Origin of the sequence: Zobellella denitrificans, assembly GCF_002237365.1 — a bacterium.
Classification (GTDB): Bacteria; Pseudomonadota; Gammaproteobacteria; order Enterobacterales; family Aeromonadaceae; genus Oceanimonas; species Oceanimonas denitrificans.
On sequence record NZ_NMUO01000062.1, the window covers coordinates 1 to 22,915 of the forward strand.

The 22,915-nt window shown below is 62.9% G+C and carries 15 protein-coding genes, 1 rRNA gene and 2 pseudogenes; 8 read left to right on the forward strand and 10 right to left on the reverse strand.

Annotated features, from left to right (window positions below; translation table 11 throughout):
• The 7 genes from CGX12_RS13095 to CGX12_RS13125 form a co-directional block, all read right to left on the reverse strand.
• Window positions 1-63, reverse strand: a 16S ribosomal RNA gene (locus CGX12_RS13095); the annotation flags it as partial.
• 330 nt (window positions 64-393) lie between these two features.
• Window positions 394-951 (reverse strand): D-glycero-beta-D-manno-heptose 1,7-bisphosphate 7-phosphatase, encoded by a 558-nt coding sequence (gene gmhB, locus CGX12_RS13100; protein WP_094040319.1) that lies wholly within the window; start codon window positions 949-951, stop codon window positions 394-396.
• 15 nt (window positions 952-966) lie between these two features.
• Window positions 967-1,995, reverse strand: a complete 1,029-nt coding sequence (locus tag CGX12_RS13105) for an ABC transporter ATP-binding protein (protein ID WP_094040320.1) — start codon at window positions 1,993-1,995, stop codon at window positions 967-969.
• Window positions 1,995-2,972: an ABC transporter ATP-binding protein gene (locus CGX12_RS13110; protein ID WP_094040321.1), complete on the reverse strand. Its 978-nt coding sequence runs from the start codon at window positions 2,970-2,972 to the stop codon at window positions 1,995-1,997. The genes CGX12_RS13105 and CGX12_RS13110 overlap by 1 nt, the downstream gene beginning before the upstream one ends.
• Window positions 2,972-4,774 carry an extracellular solute-binding protein gene (locus CGX12_RS13115; RefSeq protein WP_094040322.1) on the reverse strand — a complete coding sequence of 601 codons (1,803 nt, stop codon included), beginning with the start codon at window positions 4,772-4,774 and terminating at the stop codon, window positions 2,972-2,974. Before CGX12_RS13115 ends, CGX12_RS13110 begins: the two co-directional genes overlap by 1 nt.
• Before the next feature lie 12 nt (window positions 4,775-4,786).
• Window positions 4,787-5,833: an ABC transporter permease gene (locus tag CGX12_RS13120; protein ID WP_094040323.1), complete on the reverse strand. Its 1,047-nt coding sequence runs from the start codon at window positions 5,831-5,833 to the stop codon at window positions 4,787-4,789.
• On the reverse strand, window positions 5,826-6,845 hold the full coding sequence (locus CGX12_RS13125; protein WP_094040324.1) for an ABC transporter permease subunit: 1,020 nt from the start codon (window positions 6,843-6,845) through the stop codon (window positions 5,826-5,828). Before CGX12_RS13125 ends, CGX12_RS13120 begins: the two co-directional genes overlap by 8 nt.
• A 255-nt stretch (window positions 6,846-7,100) precedes the next feature.
• Here CGX12_RS13125 and metN point away from each other — a divergent pair, with 255 nt between their 5' ends.
• From metN to rfaH, 4 genes are all read left to right on the forward strand, one after another.
• Window positions 7,101-8,144: a methionine ABC transporter ATP-binding protein MetN gene (gene metN, locus CGX12_RS13130; RefSeq protein WP_094040325.1), complete on the forward strand. Its 1,044-nt coding sequence runs from the start codon at window positions 7,101-7,103 to the stop codon at window positions 8,142-8,144.
• Complete coding sequence (locus CGX12_RS13135; RefSeq protein ID WP_094040326.1) at window positions 8,125-8,778, forward strand: methionine ABC transporter permease; 654 nt, start codon at window positions 8,125-8,127, stop codon at window positions 8,776-8,778. Before metN ends, CGX12_RS13135 begins: the two co-directional genes overlap by 20 nt.
• Window positions 8,779-8,799: 21 nt before the next feature.
• The gene (metQ, locus tag CGX12_RS13140) at window positions 8,800-9,630 is read left to right on the forward strand and encodes a methionine ABC transporter substrate-binding lipoprotein MetQ (RefSeq protein ID WP_094040327.1); all 831 of its coding nucleotides are present in this window, start codon (window positions 8,800-8,802) and stop codon (window positions 9,628-9,630) included.
• 95 nt (window positions 9,631-9,725) lie between these two features.
• Window positions 9,726-10,223, forward strand: a complete 498-nt coding sequence (rfaH, locus tag CGX12_RS13145) for a transcription/translation regulatory transformer protein RfaH (RefSeq protein ID WP_094040328.1) — start codon at window positions 9,726-9,728, stop codon at window positions 10,221-10,223.
• A gap of 192 nt (window positions 10,224-10,415) precedes the next feature.
• On the opposite strand, the pseudogene CGX12_RS20405 reads toward rfaH, so the two are convergent.
• The 3 genes and pseudogenes from CGX12_RS20405 to arcB form a co-directional block, all read right to left on the reverse strand.
• A pseudogene (locus CGX12_RS20405) lies at window positions 10,416-10,619 on the reverse strand (inverse autotransporter beta domain-containing protein); the annotation flags it as partial.
• 925 nt (window positions 10,620-11,544) lie between these two features.
• Entirely contained in the window at window positions 11,545-12,897 is a 1,353-nt protein-coding gene (dgt, locus tag CGX12_RS13160; RefSeq protein ID WP_094040331.1) for a dGTPase, read from the reverse strand.
• Window positions 12,894-15,224 (reverse strand): aerobic respiration two-component sensor histidine kinase ArcB, encoded by a 2,331-nt coding sequence (gene arcB, locus CGX12_RS13165; protein WP_094040332.1) that lies wholly within the window; start codon window positions 15,222-15,224, stop codon window positions 12,894-12,896. Before arcB ends, dgt begins: the two co-directional genes overlap by 4 nt.
• A gap of 608 nt (window positions 15,225-15,832) precedes the next feature.
• Between arcB and gltB the strand changes: the two genes are divergently transcribed.
• From gltB to CGX12_RS13185, 4 genes and pseudogenes are all read left to right on the forward strand, one after another.
• Window positions 15,833-20,290: a glutamate synthase large subunit gene (gene gltB / locus CGX12_RS13170; protein WP_094040333.1), complete on the forward strand. Its 4,458-nt coding sequence runs from the start codon at window positions 15,833-15,835 to the stop codon at window positions 20,288-20,290.
• 12 nt (window positions 20,291-20,302) lie between these two features.
• Window positions 20,303-21,718, forward strand: a complete 1,416-nt coding sequence (locus CGX12_RS13175) for an FAD-dependent oxidoreductase (RefSeq protein WP_094040334.1) — start codon at window positions 20,303-20,305, stop codon at window positions 21,716-21,718.
• Window positions 21,719-21,976: 258 nt separating this feature from the next.
• Entirely contained in the window at window positions 21,977-22,675 is a 699-nt protein-coding gene (mtnN, locus tag CGX12_RS13180) for a 5'-methylthioadenosine/S-adenosylhomocysteine nucleosidase (RefSeq protein ID WP_094040335.1), read from the forward strand.
• A gap of 6 nt (window positions 22,676-22,681) precedes the next feature.
• A pseudogene (locus tag CGX12_RS13185) lies at window positions 22,682-22,915 on the forward strand (cobalamin biosynthesis protein); the annotation flags it as partial.

A 22,915-nucleotide genomic window follows, 5' to 3' on the forward strand; every position in this document is an offset into this window, starting at 1 on the left:
GACTTGCATGTGTTAGGCCTGCCGCCAGCGTTCAATCTGAGCCATGATCAAACTCTTCAATTTAAGTTTGATGCTCAATGAATTACTGAAGTGTTTGTGCACTCCGACAATCATTGAAAAACAATATCTTTTTGTTTCCCAACCACTGCGAGTGCCCACACAGTTTGCTTGATAAGTTGTTAAAGAGCGTTGACCGTTAGCGGGTCAGGGCTGCGTATTCTACGCCGTCCGTTTGATTCGTCAAGCCTCAAAACCGAAGTTTTTACCGCTTGTGACCACCGGCGTGTTCCGCCGTGTCAGTGAGGGCGCATTATAGGGAGCCGCGCTTTTTGCGCAAGGGCTTTTTTTAAAGAAAACAGCCGACCGCTCAGTTAACGAGCGAAACGCTATGATTCACGCCAGTTTGGGGGCTTCTTGCGCAAATTCCACCAAAGAGGGATAGACCGCCTCGGCCATGGCTTCACCCTCGGCGGTGATCGCCTTGCCGGTGCGCACCAGTATCCTGTGCCCCACCCCCGCCGCCTCGGCGGCCTTCAGGTCCGACACCTTGTCGCCCACCATGTAAGAGGCGGTCATGTCGATGTTCAGTTCCCTGGCCGCATCCAGGAACATGCCCGGGGCCGGCTTGCGGCAGTCGCACACCATGGTATCGGGACCGCTTCCCTCGGTGGGGTGATGGGGACAGAAATAGATGCCATCCAGATCCACGCCCCGGTCCGCCAGCGACCAGTCCATCCATTCGGTCAGGCGCATAAAATCGTCTTCGGTAAAGAGCCCTCGGGCGATCCCCGACTGGTTGGTCACCACCACCAGCAGGTAGCCCTTGTCTTTGAGCTGCTTGAGGGCATCGATAACGCCGTTGATAAAGACGAAATCATCGGAATGGGAAACATAGCCGGTGTCCTGGTTGATGACGCCGTCCCGATCGAGAAAAATTGCTGCCTTAGCCACTGGGTATTCCTGCCTTCAAGATGCCTTAACTGCCTGCATAGTATCACAGCCCTGGCCCTTGTCAGGCCGGCGTTGCCCGCTGGCTATCTCCCGGTAGAAATGGCAGGCCACCTGATGGCCCTCTCCTTCCAGCACCGGCACTTCCCGGGCACAGCGCTCGCCGGCATAGGGGCAGCGGGTGCGGAAATGGCAACCGGACGGCGGGTTGGCCGGCGACGGCAGCTCGCCGCTCAGCATCAGCGGTGCCTTGCGCTTGCGGGGATCCGGTTCGGGAATGGCCGCCAGCAACGCCCGGGTATAGGGGTGCAAGGGGGTGCGATAAAGGGTCTCGGCATCCGCCAGTTCGACGATGCGCCCCAGGTACATCACCGCTATCCGGTCCGAGACATGCTTGACCACAGACAGGTCATGGGCGATAAACAGCATGGCCAGCCCCAGCTCCTGTTGCAGTGATAGCAAGAGATTGAGGATCTGGGACTGCACCGACACATCCAGGGCCGACACCGCCTCGTCGCATACCAGCAACCGGGGCTTGAGCGCCATGGCCCGGGCGATACCGATGCGCTGGCGCTGGCCGCCGGAAAACTCGTGGGGATAGCGCTCCAGTGCCGACGCCGGCAACCCCACCCGCTCAAGCAGCTCCGCCGCCCATTGCCGCCGCTCTGCCGCCGAGCCCTGGCCGTGGATGACGAAGGGCTCCTGCAGTATGGTGCCGATGGTGTGGCGGGCATTGAGGGACTCCTGGGGATCCTGGAACACCAGCTGCATCTGCCGCCGCAGGGGGCGCATCTGCGCCCTGGAATAGCCGGTGATATCTTCCCCATCGAACAGGATCCGGCCGGCGGTGGGGTCGTGCAGCTTGAGCACGGCCCGGGCCAGGGTCGACTTGCCGCAGCCGGACTCGCCCACCAGCCCCAAGGTCTTGCCCGCATCCAGCTCGAAGCTGATCCCATCGACCGCATAGAGGGTCTTGCCCCGGCGCAGCAGGCCGCCGCCCAGGGTAAAATGCTGTTTCAGGTTTTCGACTTTCAGCAGTACGCTCATCAGCCCCACTCCCGCCAGTGATGGCACCAGACGCTGTGTCCGACCACCGCCAGTTCCGCCTCCGGCTGTCGCCGGCAGCGGTCGGTGGCATGGGGGCAGCGATTGGCGAAGCGGCAGCCGGCCACCTGCTCCTCGATGGAGGGTACCTGGCCCTTGATGGTCGGCAGTATCGTCTTGCTGGCCCGCTCCAGCCGGGGGATGGCGGACAGCAGGCCCTGGGTATAGGGATGCAGGGGGCGCTCGAAGATATCGAACACCCTGGCCTGCTCGGCGCTGCGCCCGGCGTACATCACCAAAACCTGGTCGCACACCTGGGCCACGACACCCAGGTCGTGGGTGATGAAGATCACCGCCATGCCGGTCTTTTGCTGCAGCTCCCGGATCAGGTGCAGGATCTGCGCCTGTATGGTCACGTCCAGGGCCGTGCTGGGCTCGTCGCAGATCAACAGGTCAGGCTCGCAGGCCAGGGCCATGGCGATCATCACCCGCTGGCGCATGCCGCCGGACAACTGGTGGGGGTAGGATCCGAGCCGGGCTTCGGGCTCGGGGATCCCCACCTGGCGCAGCATCTCCGCCGCCAGGGCCCTGCGCTCCCGCTTGCCAAGTTCGGGCCGGTGCAGTTCGTAGACTTCCATCAGCTGGCGGCCGACGCTGTGCACCGGATTGAGCGCCGTCATCGGCTCCTGGAAGATCATGGCTATCTTGTTGCCGCGGATGCGATAGCGCTGCTCGGGCGACAGCGCCAGCAGATCCTGCCCCTGGAACAGGGCCCGCCCGCCAACCACCCGGCCGGCGGGCTTGGGCAGCAGCCCCAGCAGGCTCAGCGCGGTCACGCTCTTGCCGCAGCCGGACTCCCCCACCAGCCCCAGGGTTTGACCCGCCGTCACCGAAAAGCTCACATCGTCCACCACCCGGAAACTGCCGGCTTCGGTGGTAAAGCTCACCGCCAGATTGTCGACCTTGAGCAGGGGCGTCATCAGGGCTCCTTGCGCCGCCAGGTTTCCACCACCTCCAGCACCGGCTCATAGCGCTTGCCGCCCGCCTTGATCTCGGCCTTGAGTTCCTGGTCGATCCAGAACAGGCCGCCGGTGCTGTGGGGCGCGCCCTCCATCGGCCAGAACAAGGACGGCGACTGGGACGTCCCCTTGGCTTCGGGCAACTTCACATAGCGCCAGTAGGCCTCCCGGGTATAGGGTACCTGGTAGCCGGGGATAAAGATGGCCAGCTCATGCACCCGCTGCTGGATCCGGCGGGAAATGGCCGCCTTGGCGTCCAGATCCATGGTGATCCGGTATTCCTCTATCAGGGCGTCCAGCTGTTCGTCGCTGATATTGAACAGGTTGTTGGTCTGGGGCTTGTCGGCGTTGACCGAATGGAAGAATTCCCAGTACTGGGGATAGAGGCCACCGCCGCCCCAGCCCAGCCAGGCCGCCTCATGCTTCTTCTCCAGCATGGCCTTGAAGCCGGTGGCGCCGTCCACCAGGTTGAGCTGCAGATCCAGCCCCGCCTTGCGCGCCTCCTCCCGCAATATCGCCAGCCGGGCGGTATGCTCCTGGGTGGTGTAGGTCACCGCCAGGCTGAGGCGATCATTGGCCGCGTTCATCAGTATGCCGCCGGGGCCCTGGCGATCGTAGCCGGCCTCGGCAAACAGGGCCCGCGCCCGCTCGATATCGAATTCCCGGGCCCGGATATCGGCGTCGATAAAGTCGCCATAGCCGGTGCCGAAGCTGTGCATGCGCTCGTAGTCACCCCGCAGTATGGTATCCAGCATGCGCTGCATATTGATGGCATGGGCGATCCCCTCCCGTACCCGGACGTCCCGCAGCCGCGGATGGGCGGTGTTGAGGTGCAGCCCCTGGGGCCCCTGCTGGATGTCGTTGTAGAACCAGATGCGATTGATAAGGCCATTGCGGTACTCGGGGGTATCGGTCTTGTCGTGCCACCACTCGGGCAGGATCAGGCCGAAGGTGTCCACATCACCCCGCAGAAAATGCCGGTAGGCGATATTCAGATCCCGCACCACGCTCAGGCGGATCTCGTCCACGTTGAAGCGGTGCCGGTAGTAGCGGAGATCGTTGCCCCACCAGTCGTCCAGCCGCTTGAAGGTGATGGATCGGCCCCGCCGCACGTCGCTTATCACATAGGCGCCGGTCACCGGCACCACTTCCCAGTTGTAGCGACGCACCCAGTCCTCGCTCAGTTCATAGAAATGCCTGGGCTGGGGGGTGAGGCCGACGGTATTGAGCAGTTCGCGCCGGCTTTTGGGGCTGCCGGCGGTCACCGATATGGTGTGATCGTCGTACTTGGTGATGTCGACGATTTCTTCCGTGTAGTAGTTGTTGTACCAGGGCGCACGGATCACCTCGGAACGCATGAACTCCAGGGCAAACAGGAAATCGTCGGCGGTGACCGGCACCCCGTCGGACCAGCGGGCCTCGGGGTTGAGCCGGAAGTACATGGTCCTGTCGTCGTCGCCGAAGGCCCAGTGGGTGGCCAGCGCCGGTATGGGGTTTTCGGTATCCGGGTGCAGGCCGTAAAGCCCGAGCTGGTTTTCCAGGATAAAGGAGCGGAAGGCGGTATTGGAGTCCGGCCCCACGGTGCGGAAGGTGAGCGGGAAACTCAGCATCATCATATTGAACTCCCCGCCCCGCCTGGCCTCGGGCGAGGCGAAGATGGGATCCGCGTCGTTGGTCTCCCACTGGAGATCGGCGGGCAGCTCGGCGGCCGAGAGGCCGAAGGCCAGACAGCAGAAGGTCAGTATCGAAGTCAATTTTTTCATCGCGTTCCCTGCCTATTCGTATCGGGAAAAATGTTTGGGATCGAAAGCTTCACGAATCGCCTCGCCGATAAAGGAGACGGTGATCAGTACCAGGGACACCGCCGTCACCACAGATGCCACTATCCAGGGTGCGTCCAGGTTGTTGACCCCCTGGCGCAGCAACTCGCCCCAGCTGGGGGTGGGCGGCGCCAGGCCGAAGCCGAGGTAGTCGAGTGCCGTCAACAAGGAAATATTGGCCACCACGGTAAAGGGCGCCAGGGTCACTATCATCATCAGGGTATTGGGCAGTATGTGGTGCACTATGATGCGCCAGGTGCCCGCGCCCTGGGCCCGGGCCGCCAGCACATAGTCCCTGGCCTTCTCCTTGTAGGTGAGGGTGCGCATGTACCAGGTGATGCCCATCCAGCCGAACAGCACGTTGATGGCCACGAACAGCATGAAGTTGGGATGGGTGAGGGACACCAGTATCATGATCACGTAGAGGAAGGGCACCTGGGACCAGATCTCGATAAAACGCTGGAACAAGAGGTCGAACTTGCCGCCGACAAAGCCCATCAGGCAGCCCAGCATGACGCCGATGGCGTAGCTGGCGGTGAGCGCGATAAAGGCGAAGCCCACGGCGGTACGAAAGCCGTACACCAGCCGCGCCAGTATGTCCCGCCCCGAACTGTCGGTGCCGAGGAAGTGCCGGCTCTCCAGGCTGGGGGCGTTGGGCGGAAAGCTGCCCGCGCTGTAATCCTGTTCATAGGGGCTCCAGGGCACCGGCGGCAGCAGCACCCAGTTGCCGGGCTGCTCGGCCAAAAGTCGCTTCAGTTCCCGGTAATCGGTCTCGTACCGGTAGCCGAGGCCGAAGCTGTCGCCGGGGATAACGGCGCCATAGGTGGGGAAATAGAGCCGCCCCTCGTATTTGACCAGCAGCGCCCTGTTGTTGACCCACAGCTCGGCCAGCAGCGCCAGCAGCACCATCAGCATAAACAGGCAGAAGGCGTAATAACCGCGGCGGATGCTGCGAAAGCGCCGCAGTTTTTTCAGGGTCAGGTCGGAGAAGAAGCTAGCCATCGAAACGCACCCGGGGATCCACCAGCGCCACACAGATATCCGACAGTATATTGCCCACCAGCATCAGCAGCGAGGTAATGGCCAGTATGCCCATCACCACCGGATAGTCCCGCTCCACCACCGCTTCGTAGCCGAGCAGGCCCAGGCCGTCGATGTTGAAGATCACCTCGATAAGGAAGGAGCCGGCGAAGAACACCGAAATCACATTGCCGAAATGGCTGGCGATGGGGATCAGGCTGTTGCGCAGGGCGTGGCGGGTCACCGCCTTGCGAAAGGGCAGCCCCTTGGCCACGGCGGTCCGCACATAGTCGGCGGACAGGTTTTCCATCAGGCTGTTCTTCATGGTCATGGTCAGCACCGCGAAGTCGCCGATGGCGTAGGCGATAAGCGGCAGCAGGGCATGGTGGAACAGGTTGAGCGCCTTGGGCCAGAAGCCGTCCAGGTAGTGGAAGTCGTCGCCCACGAAGCCGCCCATGGGAAACCAGCCGAGCTGGAAGGCGAACACGGTGAGCAGAAAGATGCCCACCACATAGGCCGGCAGGGCGTAGCCGGCATAGATCAGCATGGAGCTGATGCTGTCGAAGCGGCTGTTGTGATGCAGCGCCTTGAGGATGCCGAGGGGGATGGACACCAGGTAGCTGAGCAGGAAGGTGCTGATGCCGAAGAAGGCGGACACCGGCAGCCGCTCCTTGATCAGCTCCCACACCGGCAGGTAATAGCGGGTCGACTCACCCAGATCCAGCCGCACCAGCTTGCCCAGCCAGTCCCGGTAGGCTTCCAGCATGGGCTTGTCGAGGCCGTAAAAAGCCTTAAGTTCATCGATTTGCTCGGAAGACAGCACCTGGCTGCCCCTGGTGCTCTGGCTGAACTCGCTGCCCGCCAGCTGGCTTTCCATCAGCATCCGTTCCACCGGACCACCGGGCACGAAACGGGTAACGGCGAACACCACCAGGGTGATGCCCAGAAAGGTGGGGATCAGCAGCAGCAACCGACGCAGAAAATACTGGCCCATAATCTCCCTTAGATTCGTCCCTGAACAGGATACAGCCGGGGCTCGGAGATACCCTATCCCATTCTCAACTTCTTTAGCAAGGCGGAAGCAAGACAGATGCCACCCCGCCCACCTGGGGCGGCGACAGGGAAATTTACATTGACTTGGACGTCCAGACGGCCTAGCATCCACTGCCATTAGTGATGCTTGCATGACTTGTCTCTACACTCATCTGTTATCACAGTGGATAACCATACCGGAAGGGCTCATCCTCCGATGATCAAACTAATCAATATCAGCAAACGCTACGGCGAGGGTGCCGCCGCCGTCCACGCCGTGAAAAACGTGGATCTGGAGGTGGCGGCCGGCCAGATCATGGGGGTCATCGGTGAATCCGGTGCCGGCAAGAGCACCCTGATCCGCTGCGTCAACCTGCTGGAACGTCCCACCGAGGGCAGCGTCATCGTCGCCGGCCAGGATCTGACCCGGCTCGGCAACGGCGAACTGCCCAGGGCACGCCGCAATATCGGCATGATCTTCCAGCACTTCAACCTGCTCTCCTCCCGCACCGTGTTCGCCAACGTGGCGCTGCCCCTGGAGCTGGCCGGCATGGACAAGGCCGCCATCAAGCACAGGGTCAACGAACTGTTGGAGCTGGTGGGCCTGTCCCACAGAGCCAAGGCCTACCCGAGCGAGCTGTCCGGTGGCCAGAAGCAACGGGTGGCCATCGCCCGCGCCCTGGCGCCACAGCCCAAGGTACTGCTGTGCGACGAGGCCACCTCGGCCCTGGATCCCCAGACCACCCAATCCATCCTGACCCTGCTGAAGGACATCAACAAGAAGCTGGGCCTGACCATACTGCTGATCACCCACGAGATGCAGGTAGTCAAGAGCATCTGTGACCGGGTCGCCATCATCAGCAACGGCGAACTGATCGAGCAGGGCGAAGTGGCCTGGTTCTTTGCCAACGCCAAGACCGAGCTGGCCCGCCGCTTTATCTCCTCCACCATCCACCTGGAAATACCGGAGGAATACCGGCGCCGGCTGTCGGCCGAGCCGGTGGCGGACGCCCTGCCCCTGGTGCGCCTGGGCTTTACCGGCGAGACGGTGGATACCCCGCTGATCTCCATCCTCAGCCGGGAGCTGGGGGTGGACGTGACCATCCTCAGCGCCGACATCGAATACGCGGGCGGGGTCAAGTTCGGCTTTATGCTGGCCGAGCTGGACGGCCAGCCGGAGCACACCCGCTCCGCCCTCGCCTACCTTCAGGATCACAAAATTCAGGTGGAGTTACTCGGTTATGTCCGACGCCATGATTAATCTGCTGCTCTCGGCCCTGTGGGAAACCCTGATCATGACCTTCGGCTCCGGGGCCATCGCCTGTGCCTTAGGGATCCCGCTGGGCATCGCCCTGCACGTCAGCAAGCCGGGACAGATCTGGGAAAACCGGGTCTTCAACAAGGTGCTGGGCACCGTGGTCAACATCGGCCGCTCTATCCCCTTTATCATCCTGCTGGTGGCCATCATCCCCTTCACCCGTTTCGTGGTCGGTACCAGCATCGGCACCGTCGCCGCCGTGGTGCCGCTGACCGTGGCCGCCATTCCCTTCGTGGCCCGGCTGATGGAAGGCGCCCTGATGGAAATCCCCGCCGGCCTGGTGGAAGCGGCCCAGGCCATGGGCGCCAGCCGGCTGCAGATCATCTGCAAGGTATTGCTGCCCGAGGCCCTGCCCGGCATGCTCAACGGCATCATCATCACCCTGGTGACCCTGGTGAACTATTCGGCCATGGCCGGCGCCATCGGTGGCGGCGGCCTGGGGGATGTGGGTATTCGCTACGGTTATCAGCGCTTCGATCCCCAGATCATGCTGATCACCGTGGTGATGCTGGTAGTACTGGTACAAATCATTCAAAGCGCCGGCGAACGCCTGGTGGCTTATGTGGATCATCGTTGATTTATCTAAAGGAGTCTTTCCATGAAGTCAGGTTTCAAATCGCTTGCCACCGTCAGCATGCTCGCTTCCGCCCTGGCCCTCGCCGGCTGCGGTGAACAGGCCCAGGACAGCACCCAGGAAGCCGCACCGGCCAAGCCCCTGCGCCTGGGCGTGATCGCCGGTGCCGAGGAACAGGTGGCGGAAGTGGCGGCCAAGGTCGCCAGGGAGCAATACGGCCTGGAGGTGGAGCTGGTGTCCTTCAGCGACTATGTCACCCCCAACGTGGCCCTGAACGACGGCAGCCTGGACATCAATGCCTTCCAGCACAAGCCCTACCTGGACAAGCAGATCGCCGACCGCGGCTACAAGCTGGTACCGGTGGCCAATACCTTCGTTTACCCCATCGCCGGCTACTCCAAGTCCATCCAGTCCCTGGATGAGCTGGCCGACGGTGCCAAGGTGGCCGTACCCAACGATCCCACCAACCTGGGCCGTAGCCTGCTGCTGCTGGAACAACAGGAGCTGATCGAAGTGGACGATGCCGTCGGCCTGGAGGCCACGCCGCTCAACATCACCGCCAACCCGAAAAACCTGCAGATCATCGAGCTGGAGGCGCCCCAGCTGCCGCGTTCCCTGGATGACGTGGCCTTCGCGGTGATCAACACCACCTATGCTTCCCAGATCGACCTGTTGCCGACCCGCGACGGCCTGTTCGTGGAAGACAAGGACTCCCCCTACGTCAACCTGATCGTGGCCCGGGAAGACAACCAAAACGACGAGCGGGTGCAGACCTTCGTCAAGGCCTACCAGAGCGAAGAGGTGTACCAGGCAGCCCTGGAACTGTTCAAGGGCGGCGTGGTCAAGGGCTGGTAAGCCCCGCTCACAAAGACAGCAAGGTCACGGCGAGCCGTGGCCTTTTTTATTTGTACTGTCATAATGATCCTTTAAACCATGAGCCAGGGTGTTCTATGCAAAAGTGGTATCTGGCCCATTGCCGGCCCCGGGAAGAAAGCAGGGCGCTGCAGAACCTGAGCAACCAGGAAATAGAAGCCTTCTACCCCTTCGTGGAAGTCCAGAAAATCGTCCGCGGGAAAAGGGTCACCCGCACCGAAGCCCTGTTTCCCGGCTATCTGTTCGTACGCGCCGATCTGGAGCTCACCAGCTCCACCACCATCAGCTCCACCCGCGGCATTCGCAACCTGGTCCGCTTCGGCGCCCTGCCCTGCGTGGTTCCTTCGGAGCTGGTCTATGAACTGATGTGTCGCTCGGACAGTGACGAACTGCGGGAAAAGCTGAGCGACCTGCCCAAGTGCGGCGAGCCGGTGCAGATAAGCCAGGGGCCCTTTGCCGGCCTGGAGGCCATCTACCAGGAAGCCGACGGCGATACCCGTGCCATACTGCTGCTGACCCTGCTGCAGAAGGAAACCCCGGCCAGTATCGCCAACAGCGACTACACCCGGCTGTAACCCTCGGCAAGTCCCTTATCTGTGCTCCAGTACCATCACCTGGTGATACTGCAGGGGCTGATGGCGATCGTAGCGCAAACCATGCTCCGGGCTCTGCCACCACTGACCCGGCGCCATCAACAAGGGCAACTCTATGCCCAGCCTTATCCTGGTTTCAAACTTGTCCTTACTGTTGCTGAGCAGGGCGCTTTGCAGGCGGAAGATGCGCCAGGGCGTATAGTTGAGCGACCATTGACGGGATGTTGCCGCCTTGTGCCTGTCGCCGCTGCCAAACAGACTGAGCCGCCGCCCCTGCCACTGGTATTGCTGACCAGACAGGCTGAGCCCGGGCAGGAATCCAAGCCGACCTTCCGCAAACCACTGTCGTCCCGCCGCCGGTCGCTCCCCCCCCGCCATCGTCTTCCCGCCAGCCGGACAGGGGGCGATACTGGACGCCTCCCAGAGCCCAGTCGGGGTGGCTCAGAAACAACAACAAGCCTGCCCGCCGGTGGGCGGACTGTTCCTGGTAATCGATAACCGGCTCCAGATGCCCCGCCACCTCTGCGGTCAGACCGCGGCGATAGTGCACTCCCAATTGATAGGTCAGCCGTTCTTCCCGATAGTCCACGCCCAGCTCACTGTGCAGTTGTGACGCCAGTGGCAGGGCCATGCGGCTGTTCAGGCGAGGCTCCTTATTGAACAGGGGCAACTGGTAATCCCATTCCCAGTCCTCGGGATTCAGCCAGGGCAAGGCGGTCAGTTGGCGGGTCCCGAAGGACAGGGTGTCGTCGGCGAGGTGATGGCTCTGTTGTTCCACGAACTTGTCCAGCTCATCGGTAGCGGCAGCCTTGGCGGCGCTGGCGATGGCCAGCAACAGCTGGTCGCTCTTGGGCGCGGCAGCGGGATCCGGCGGCCCCAACTGCGGCAGCTCGGTCGTCGCCACCGGAAGGGGTTGCGGATTCGGGGAAAAGGGCTCGGAAGCGGGAGCCTCGATGCGGCTCGGCAAGGGTGGCCTGTCCGGCACCCAAATCCAGTCGCCGGCGGCCAGGGGCGTCAGGAAGCGCTCCCGGTTGAACTCCATCCGCAGTGTTCGCTCACTCACCTGATAGCGGCCGGCCAGGGACTGCCAGCTTTCGCCGGAGGCCACCCGATGCATCACCATCACGGGGCCGGAAGCCTGCACCAGAGCACTCAGAAACAGTGAACAACTCAATATCAGGTAGCGCATGTTCAGGTTCCCTCGGATACCCCCACGACATGCCTGAGCCGCCACCTCGACTGCCATGCCGCCCCCAGGGTGCGGGCAGCGGCAGTCACCGGCTCCATGGTACCGGTGGACGGCTCAGCCCTGGAAGCCGCACAGCAGGCGGTATTCCTCCAGGACATAAGTGTCGGTCATGCCACTGACGAAATCCAGCAACAGCCGGACCCGGAAGTACCACTCCCGTTCGAGTTCCTTTTCGAAGTAGGCCGCCCCCCTGCTGTCCCGCCGGTAGGCAGCCAGATGGCGGGGCGGCAGCCGATGATAAAGCCGGCGCAATACCAGGCCGTTGGCGTCCTGACGGCTGTCCAGTGTGGTGAACTCCGCCGCCGGCAGCGCCAGCAGGGGGGCGAAGGCCTCCAGCACCCCCTTGAGGGCGGCAAAGCCGGACAACTCCAACGCCTCCACCTCCCGTCGCTTGAACACCCGTCGGTGGGCGAACTCCTTCAGCCATTGCAGCGCCTGGGCCGGAGCTTCCTCCACCGCCAGCAGGGGAGCATCATGTATCCCGTCGAGGATGGCCTGGTGGTGCCGCAGGTACTGGTCGCTCACCAGGGTCAGCAGATCCCGGTTGATGCCCTGGCGGAAGCGGCTGAAAAAGCCGGGTTCATCCACCACGGCCTCTTGCCAGCGGGATTTGAGGTAGTCGTTGCCCTCGCTCAGCAGTGCCTGCTCCAGCTCCGCCAGGCTGAGCACCCCCCTGTCCACCGCGTCTTCCAGATCGGCCACCCCATAGGCCATGTCGTCGGCCGCCTCCATCAGGTAGGTGAGCGGATAACGGCCCCGGGCGGTGCTCGGAAAACGGATCCGGATCTGTTGCACCAAGGGACGCTCGCTGAAGAAATGTCCCGGCTTTTGCTGCCAGAGCCCAGCGGTCCGGCGCTGGTAGGCGCCGCGCACGTATTTCTGCAGGGCGGCGAGCTGGCTCAGGGTCAGATCCAGTCCCTGCAGGCTGTGCAGCAGCCGCAGGCTCTGGGCATTGCCCTCGAACTGGCGCAGATCCGCCATCAGCATGGGCCACTGGCGGGAGCCCTTGCCCACCGCCTGGCGGAACAGCGCCGGCAGGCGTGAGCCGAGCCAATCGACGATCACCACCTCGCCGAAATGGCCGAAGGGCGGATTGCCCACGTCGTGCAGCAGGCAGGCCATCTCCACCAGGCTGATAAAGGCTTCCTTGTCCACCTCCTGCTCAATCCCGGGCAGCACCCGCAGCGCCAGTTGCCGCCCGGTTTCCTTGACCTCCAGGGAGTGGGTCAGGCGGCTGCGCACCGACGCCTTGACGTCGAGAGGAAACACCTGGGTCTTCTGCTGCAGCCGGCGCACCGGCGAGCACTGCACTATGCGGCTGCGATCCGCCTCTATCGCCTCCAGCGGTGTTTCCCCGGCCTCTCCCTGCCACCGTTCGCCCAAGATCAGTTCCCGATAAAGACTCATGCTCTGTTCTCCAGCCAGTGTCGCAAGATCGCCAGATCGGCGGGCAGCAGCCGGTTCAGTTCCTCGCCCCAGGCATCCAGCTGCTGCCACCAGTCGGGCAGCTCGGGACTCTGGATGCGCTGGGCCAGCTGCTGCACCCGCTTCAGTCCCACCGAGCCGGCCGCGCCCTTGATCTTGTGGGCTTCATCGACGATGTCCTGCTGCCGCTTTTCCGCCATAAATTGATTGAGCCGCGCCAGATAGCCGCCTGCCATGTCCTCCAGCAATTCGACGCTGGACAGCAGGGTCAGGGCGCCGACCGTTTCCACGTAGTCTTCCAGAAAAACCAGATCCAGCACTCCGCCCTCCTCCGTCCCGGCGGCGGGTGCCGCCATCGCCACCGGCTGGGGCCGATGGGCGAAGAAGCGGGCCAGCACCCCCTTGATGGCCTTGGAGGACAAGGGCTTGCTGATGGCGTCGTCCATGCCCTTGGCCAGGTACTGCTGCTTGTCGCTGATCAGGTTGGCGGTCAAGGCCACCAGGGGCGGCAAGGACTGATGGTTCTCCCGCGCCTCGTCCCGCAGCCGGGCCGCGATATCGAAGCCGGTCATGTCCGGCAACTGGATGTCGAGGAACACCAGGTCGAAGGCCTGTCCGGCCAGCAAGGCAAAGGCTTCGGCCCCGTCCCGGGCCACCGTGACCCTGTGCCCCAGCTTTTCCAGCAGGGCGCAGGCGACCGTGATGTTGAGCTCGACATCCTCCACCAACAGCACCGACAGGCAGGGCAGCCGGGACAGGGCCGGATCCTCCACCGGCGCCTGGGCGGTGGGCACTGTGATGGTGACGCTGAAGCAGGAGCCCTCCCCCGGCTCGCTGTCCAGCTCTATGGTGCCGTGCATGGCGTCCACCAGCTGCTGGGACACCGCCAGGCCGATGCCGGTGCCGGTGGCGTGCTTCTTGCCTTCGATCTGGAAGTAGAGGGCGAAGATCTTCTGCTGCAGCTCCGCCGGGATGCCGATGCCGGTGTCCTCGATATCGAAGCGCAGGGTCACCTGGCCCGGAGCCAGTTCGTCAGCCATGCAGCGGATGGTGACGCCGCCGTCGTCGGTGAACTTGACCGCGTTGCCCACCAGGTTCCACAACACCTGGCGCAGCCGGGTGCCGTCGGCCAGTATCCATTCGGGCATGTCGCCGTCCCGGTCGAAGTGCAGGTAGAGCCCCTTCTGCTCCGCCTGCAGCCGGGCCAGGCTCTCCAGATCGTCGAGGAAACCGGGAAAGTCCATCGGCTCCGGCGCCAGCTCCAGCCGGCTGCGATCCAGCTTGTCCAGATCGATGATGTCGTTGAAGATATTGCCCAGGGTGACGGCGCTGAAATGGATGGTCTTGAGGTGCTGGCGCTGCTCGGGACTGAGTTCGGTAGCCAGCAGGATCCGGCTCAGGCCCACTATGCCGTTGAGCGGGGTGCGCAGTTCATGGCTGATGGTGGAGATAAAGGTGGTCTTGTCGCGGCTGGCCTTTTCCAGCTCCTCCTGGTAGCGCTTGCGCTCGGTGATGTCGCGGCCGAAGCCGAGCAGGCCCAGCCGCTTGCCGTTGCGATCGAAAAAGGGCACCTTGCGCAGCTCGAAACAGGCCCGGCGGCCGTCCGGGTACTGCAGCCATTGCTCGTAGGTCTGGCTCTCGTTGCGGGCGAACACCTCCTTGTCGGTTTCCACCACCTTTTCCGCCACGTCTTCCGGGTAGACGTCATGGGGGGTCAGTCCGATCAGCTCCTTCTCCTGCCGGCCGAGCAGGTTCTCCATCGCCCTGTTGCAGCCGGAAAACTCCTCCAGCTCGTTGCGGTAGTACACCAGATCCGGCGAGGTATCGATAAAGGAGCGCAGCAGGGCGGAACGCTCCTGGGATTCCATCTGCGCCTTTTCCCGCTGGTAGACTTCGGCCTCCAGATCCTCGATGGCCTGCTGACGGGCCGCCTCCGCCCTGTGGGTTTCCTCTATCTGGCGGTTGAGCAGCTGTATCTTTTCCTGCAATTCGCCGTTGAGCTCCAGATCCCGCTCCCGCATCTGCTGCAGCCGCTGCACCAGCCGGCTGAGCCGCTGGCGCGAGTCCTCCAGCTGATCCACCACCACCGACAGGAAGTACACCGCCCAGGGAGTCACCAGCAGGCCGAAGAAGATGGAGCGCACCAGGTCGATGGATTCGACCGAGCCGCGCAGGAACAGGGTCACCCCCACCTGGATAAAGATGGCCAGCAGGATGATGCAAGCCGCCAGCAGCATGCTGAAACGCACTATGCCCAGCTTGGTCATCAGATCAACGTAATATTGGGCCCAGGTCTTTATGGGTTTCATCGACTCTTGTCCTGTCAACAACGGCAAGGAGGCAGGATACCGGCTTAGGGGCGGGCTGTCATGCCGGGTATGGGACAAACGAAGCCCATCCGGGCCCTGAACGGGGATCGTCGTTGTCGGCCAACAGGTAACTTTATGTCAGGGACGCCATTTCAGGTTGCCAACGACTAAAAAAAGAAATATTATGCATTAAAAATGAATTTATAAGCACATGATGTAAAAGGATTTTCTTTTCCGCCCTCGTCCGGGGGCGGCCGCTGCGGGGGTAAAAATTGCGAGCCAGCTCAAAGCTTGCCAGCAAAGTGTTGTAAAAAAACAACAAAAAACGTTGTATTTTATATTATCCTGCAACATTCGGATAACCAAGATAAAGTATCGAAAATAACCATATATGTAAGATTTATAACCAAACAACTGGGTTTTTCATTGAAATATCCTACTCCGGGTCATGTTGAACAGCCACTTAGGGCATTGTTTCTTTAATTGACCTCACAAAAAAATCTCTATAGTTTGGTAAATTAGCCACCAATGGCAACGGACGCTTCAGAGCATGTCGTGCTGACAAAAGTAGTCGCTCGGCCCAACGGCTTGAGCAATGGAGGAATGCAATGTCTCTTTATGACCCCGCGCTTGAGAAGGATAACTGTGGTTTCGGCCTAATCGCCCACACAGAAGGCGAAGCCAGCCATAAGCTTGTCCGACTCGCGATTTCGGCGTTGGATCGCATGCAACACCGGGGCGGTATCGCCGCCGATGGCAAAACCGGCGACGGTTGCGGCCTGTTGATGCAAAAACCCGATAGTTTCTTCCGCGCCGTGGCGGAAGACAAAGGATGGAACCTGGGCCGCAAGTACGCGGTCGGCATGCTGTTCCTCAACCCGGATCCGGTGCTGGCCGAACAGGCCCGGCAGATCGTCAACGAAGAGCTGGAACGGGAAACCCTGAGCCTGGTCGGCTGGCGCGAAGTGCCGGTCAATACCGGCGTGCTGGGCGAGATCGCCAAGGCCTCCCTGCCCCGTATCGAGCAGGTGTTCGTCAATGCCCCCACCGGCTGGGTCGCCAAGGATCTGGAGCGCCGCCTCTATATCGTGCGCCGCCGCATCGAAAAGCGGATCAACGACGACTATTTCTATGTGGTCAGCCTGTCCAACCTGGTGATGACCTACAAGGGCCTGTGCATGCCCGCGGATCTGCCGCGCTTCTACCTGGATCTGGCCGACATCCGCATGCAGTCCGCCATCTGCGTGTTTCACCAGCGCTTCTCCACCAACACCCAGCCGCGCTGGCCCCTGGCGCAGCCGTTCCGCTTTCTGGCCCATAACGGCGAGATCAATACCATCGGCGGCAACCGCCAGTGGGCCCAGGCCCGCGCCTACAAGTTCGCCTCACCGCTGCTGCCGGACTTGCACGACGCCGCTCCTTTCGTCAATACCCAGGGCTCCGACTCCTCCAGCCTGGACAACATGCTGGAACTCTTCCTGGCCGGCGGCATGGACCTGTTCCGCGCCATGCGCATGCTGATCCCGCCCGCCTGGCAGAAGAACCCGTCCATGGACGAGGATCTGCGCGCCTTCTACGACTTCAACTCCATGCACATGGAGCCCTGGGACGGCCCCGCCGGCATCGTCATGTCCGACGGACGCTTCGCCGCCTGCGCCCTGGATCGCAACGGCCTGCGCCCGGCCCGCTTCGTGCGCACCAAGGATGGCTTTATTACCCTGGCCTCCGAAATCGGCATCTGGGACTACACCCCGGACGAGGTGCTGGAGAAAGGCCGGGTCGGCCCCGGCGAGCTGTTCGTGGTCGATACCTATACCTCCAAGATCTGGACCAGCTTCGAGATCGACGACGACCTCAAGACCCGCCACCCCTACAAGGAGTGGATGACCAAGCACAAGCGCCGCCTGACCCGCTTCGAGGATCTGCCCGACGACAAGGCCGGCCAGTGCGAACTGGACCAGACTTCCCTGCGCACCTACCAGAAGCTGTTCGGCTACTCCATGGAGGAGCTGGATCAGGTGATCCGGGTGATGGGCGAGAACGGCCAGGAAGCGGTCGGCTCCATGGGTGACGACGCCCCCATGGCGGTGCTGTCCAGCCGGGCCCGCTCGGTCTATGACTACTTCCGTCAGATGTTTGCCCAGGTGACCAACCCGCCCATCGATCCGTTGCGGGAAAACCACGTCATGTCACTGGCCACCCTGATCGGCCGCGAGCAGAACGTGTTCAACGAGACCCACGGCCACGCCCACCGGGTACAGTTCGAGTCGCCGATCCTGCTCTATTCCGACTTCCATCAGTTGCTGGAGCTGGAGCAGACCCACCACAAGCACCATATTCTGGATCTGAACTTCGCGCCGGAAGAAGGTCTCAAGGCAGCCATCGAACGTCTCTGTGCCGAGGCCAAGGCCGCGGTACAGGATGGCACCGTGCTGCTGGTGCTGACCGACCGCCACATCAGTAAGGACAAGCTGCCGATCCCGGCCGCCATGGCGGTGGGCGCGGTGCAGCGCACCCTGGTCGAGAACAACCTGCGCTGCGACTCCAACATCATAGTGGAAACCGCCAGCACCCGGGATCCGCACCAGTTCGCGGTCTTGCTCGGCTTCGGCGCCACCGCCATCTATCCCTACCTGGCCTATGAAACCCTGGGCCGCATGGTGGAAGACGGCGTGCTCAAGATGCCCCTGCGCGAAGCCGTGCTCAACTTCCGCAACAGCATCAACAAGGGGCTGTACAAGGTGATGTCCAAGATGGGCATCAGCACCGTGGCCTCTTACCGTTGCTCCCAGCTGTTCGAGGCCATCGGCCTGCACCAGGACGTGGTGGACCTGTGCTTCAAGGGCGTGTCCAGCCGGGTGCAGGGTGCCAGCTTCGAGGACTTCCAGCAGGATCTGTTCAACCTGAGCCGGGTGGCCTGGCTTGCCCGCAAGCCGCTGAACCAGGGTGGCCTGCTCAAGTACGTGCACGACGGCGAGTACCACAGCTACAACCCGGACGTGGTCAACAGCCTGCAGCAGGCGGTACGTTCCGGCAGCTACGACGACTACAAGACCTACGCCAGGCTGGTGAATGAGCGGCCCGTGGCCATGCTGCGCGACCTCTTTACCCTGAAGGACAACGGCCAGGGCATCGGCCTGGATCAGGTGGAGCCGGCGCAGGATCTGTTCCCGCGCTTCGACAGTGCCGCCATGTCCATCGGCGCCCTGGGCCCCGAGGCCCACGAGGCCCTGGCCATCGCCATGAACCGCCTGGGCGGCCAAAGCAACTCCGGCGAGGGTGGCGAGGATCCACGCCGCTTCAACAGCCTGAAGAACTCCAAGATCAAGCAGGTGGCCTCCGGCCGCTTCGGGGTGACCCCGCACTACCTGATGAATGCCGAGGTCATCCAGATCAAGGTGGCCCAGGGCGCCAAGCCCGGCGAGGGCGGCCAGTTGCCCGGCCACAAGGTAACGGCCGAGATCGCCAAGCTGCGTTATGCGGTGCCGGGCGTGACTCTGATCTCGCCGCCGCCGCACCACGACATCTACTCCATCGAGGATCTGGCCCAGTTGATCTTCGACATCAAGCAGATCAACCCGAGCTGCATGGTGTCGGTCAAGCTGGTGTCCGAGCCCGGGGTGGGCACCATCGCCACCGGCGTGGCCAAGGCCTACGCGGATCTGATCACCATCTCCGGCTACGACGGCGGCACCGGCGCCAGCCCGCTGACCTCGGTCAAGTACGCCGGCTCCCCCTGGGAGCTGGGCCTGGCCGAGACCCAGCAAGCACTGGTTTCCAACGGCCTGCGCCACAAGGTACGGCTGCAGGTGGACGGCGGTCTCAAGACCGGCCTGGACATCATCAAGGCTGCCATCCTCGGCGCCGAGAGCTTCGGCTTCGGTACCGGCCCCATGGTGGCCCTGGGCTGCAAGTACCTGCGTATCTGCCACCTGAACAACTGCGCCACCGGCGTGGCCACCCAGGATGAAAAACTGCGCAAGGACCACTTCCTCGGCCTGCCCGAAATGGTGGAAAACTACTTCAGGTTCATCGCCGAGGAAACCCGCGAGCTGATGGCGCAACTGGGCGTGGCCAAGCTGACCGATCTGATCGGCCGCACCGACCTGCTCGAGGTGCTGCCCGGCATCACCGCCAAGCAGCAGAAGCTGGATCTCTCCGGTATCCTGGCCAAGCCCGAGCCCAAGCCGGGCCTGGCGGTGTTCTGCCAGGAGTCGAACCCCAGCTTCGACAAGGGTCCGCTCAACCTGAAGATGACCGAAGACGCCCTGAAGGCGGTGGAAACCAGCAGTGGTGGCGACTTCTACTACAGCATCCGCAACACCGACCGCTCGGTGGGCGCCCGCCTGTCCGGCGAGATCGCCAAGCGTCACGGCAACCAGGGCATGGCGGCGGATCCCATCCGCATCCACCTGGACGGCACCGCCGGGCAGAGTTTCGGGGTGTGGAATGCCGGCGGCCTGGAAATGATCCTGACCGGCGACGCCAACGACTACGTGGGCAAGGGCATGACCGGCGGCAAGCTGGTGATCAAGTCCCATGTGGGCGTGGCCTTCGCGTCCCATGAAGCCACCCTGGTGGGCAACACCTGCCTGTACGGCGCCACCGGCGGTCACCTCTACGTGGCCGGCCGAGCCGGCGAACGTTTCGCGGTGCGCAACTCCGGCGCCATCGCCGTGGTGGAAGGCCTGGGCGACAACGGCTGTGAATACATGACCAGCGGCATCGTCACCGTACTGGGTCGCACCGGCGTCAACTTCGCCGCCGGCATGACCGGAGGCTTCGCCTATGTGCTGGATGAAGAGGATGACTTCCACCTCAAGACCAACCATGAGCTGGTCGAGTTGCTGGAACTGGACGAGCTGGTGATCCATCAGGAGCACCTGCGCGGCATCATCACCCAACATCTGCAGGAAACCGGTAGTGACCGGGCGCAGGAGATACTGGCCAACTTCAGCCATTACCTGCCCAAGTTCAAGCTGGTCAAGCCGAAATCCAGCGATGTGAAATCCCTGCTGGGCCACCAGAGCCGCTCTACCGCAGAGCTGCGGGTCCATGCGCAGTAAAGGAAGATTGTGATGAGCCAGAACGTATTTCAGTTTATAGACGTACAACGTGTCGATCCGCCCAAGAAGGCCATCGGCACCCGCAAGATCGAGTTCGTGGAGATCTACGAGCCCTTTTCCGACAGCCAGGCCCAGATGCAGGCCGATCGCTGCCTGGATTGCGGCAACCCCTACTGCGAGTGGAAGTGCCCGGTACACAACTACATCCCCAACTGGCTGAAACTGGCCAACGAGGGACGCATCTTCGAGGCGGCGGACCTGTGTCACCAGACCAACAGCCTGCCCGAGGTGTGCGGCCGGGTCTGCCCCCAGGACAGGTTGTGCGAAGGCTCCTGTACCCTCAACGATCAGTTCGGTGCCGTGACCATCGGCAACATCGAAAAGTACATCACCGACAAGGCGTTCGAGATGGGCTGGCGCCCTGACATGTCCAAGGTGGTCAAGACCGATCGCAAGGTCGCCATCATCGGTGCCGGCCCCGCCGGCCTGGCCTGTGCCGACATCCTGGTGCGCAACGGCGTCACCCCCGTGGTGTTCGACCGCTATCCGGAAATCGGCGGCCTGCTGACCTTCGGTATCCCCGCCTTCAAGCTGGAGAAGTCGGTCATGAGCCGGCGCCGGGAGATCTTCACCGAGATGGGCGTGGAATTCCGCCTGGAAACCGAAGTCGGCAAGGATATCGGCTTCCAGACCCTGCTGGACGACTACGACGCCGTCTTCCTCGCCGTGGGCACCTACAAGTACCTGCGCGGTGGCCTGTCCAACGAAGACGCCAATGGCGTGTACGACGCCCTGCCCTTCCTGATCTCCAACGCCAACCGGCTGCTGGGCTTCGAGAAGCAGGCGGCCGACTACATCGACATGAGCGGCAAGCGGGTGGTGGTGCTGGGCGGCGGCGACACCGCCATGGACTGTGTGCGGACCTCCATCCGCCAGGGCGCCGAGCACGTGGTCTGTGCCTATCGCCGGGACGAGGCCAACATGCCCGGTTCCCGTCGCGAGGTGCAGAACGCCCGGGAGGAAGGGGTGAACTTCATGTTCAACCTGCAGCCCACCGGCATCCAGGTGGACGACTACGGCAAGGTCACCGGCGTGGAAGTGATCACCACCCAGTTGGGCGAGCCCGATGCCAACGGCCGCCGCCGCCCCGAGCCGGTGCCCGGCTCCGAGCAGGTACTGGCCGCCGACGCCGTGATCATGGCGTTCGGCTTCCAGCCTCACGATCAGCCCTGGCTGAAGGAGTATGGCATCGAGGCCGACAAGTGGGGACGCATCATCGCCCCCGAGCAGAGCGACTTCGCCTTCCAGACCAGCAATCCCAAGATCTTCGCCGGCGGTGACGCCGTGCGCGGCTCCGACCTGGTGGTGACCGCCATCGCCGAAGGTCGCAAGGCCGCCGAAGGCATCATGGATTATATCGGGCTCTGAACCCCGTCAGCGCCGTTCTCCAAGGCCGCTCATCGAGCGGCCTTGTTGTTTCTGTTGCCTTCCCCCGGAAGTGCGACGATTGTCGGTAACGACTCAACGAAGCGTCAGCAGGACCACCTCCACCGACACGCCCTGGCCGGATACACAGGCTTCAGGCAGCCTCTTGCGCTGCCAGTTGCCCACACAGATCGCCGATCGGCCTTTCCATCGGATAGTGGTACACTCCCGTCCATCTTTTTCGTTGCGGGAGAATCCCTTATGACTATCGGCATTATCGGCGCCATGGAGCAGGAAGTGGCCGAACTCAGATCCCGGCTGGCGCAGGCAAAAACCACCAGCGTGGCGGGCTGCGAGTTCTACCAGGGCCAACTGGCCGGCAGGGAAGTGGTGATCACCCGCTCCGGCATCGGCAAGGTGGCCGCCAGTGTGGCCACCACCCTGCTGCTCGAACGCTTCTCCCCTGCCTGCGTGATCAACACCGGCTCCGCCGGCGGCTTCGATCCGACGCTGCACGTGGGCGACGTGGTGATCTCCGACGAGGTGCGTTTCCACGATGTGGACGTGACCGCCTTCGGCTACGAGATGGGACAGATGGCCCAGCAGCCAGCCGCCTTTGCCGCCGATCCCGCCCTGATCGCCCTGGCCCGGGAATGCCTGGCCGGGCAGCAGGACATCCGCTCGGCGGTGGGCCTGATCTGCACCGGCGATCAATTTATGCATCGGGAAGATCAACTGAGCAAGGCGGTGACCGCGTTTCCCCTGATGAAGGCCTGCGAAATGGAGGCCGCCGCCATCGCCCAGGTATGTCACCAGTTCCAGGTACCCTTCGTGGTGGTGCGCGCCCTGTCCGACATCGCCGGCAAGGAGCAGGCCCAGTCCTTCGAGGCCTTCCTGGAAGTGGCGGCCCGCCATTCCTCGGCCATGGTGCTGGCCATGGTGGAACGGCTGCAAGGCTGATCCCCCATGCCCGCCCTGCTGGAACATCCGCTCACCCTGCTCAGCCTGGCCCTGTTGCTCAACCTGGCCCTGCCCCCGGGCAGGGTACAGCTCGCCCTGGTCGGCGGCCTGGCTCGGCTCGGCGGCCGCCTCAACGGCGAGCACTATGGCGCCCGCTACCTGCACGGGGCCGGCCTGGCCCTGCTGTTCTGCCTGCTGTTGCCCCTGGCGGCCGGCTACTGGGCGCTGGCGGTGCTGGCG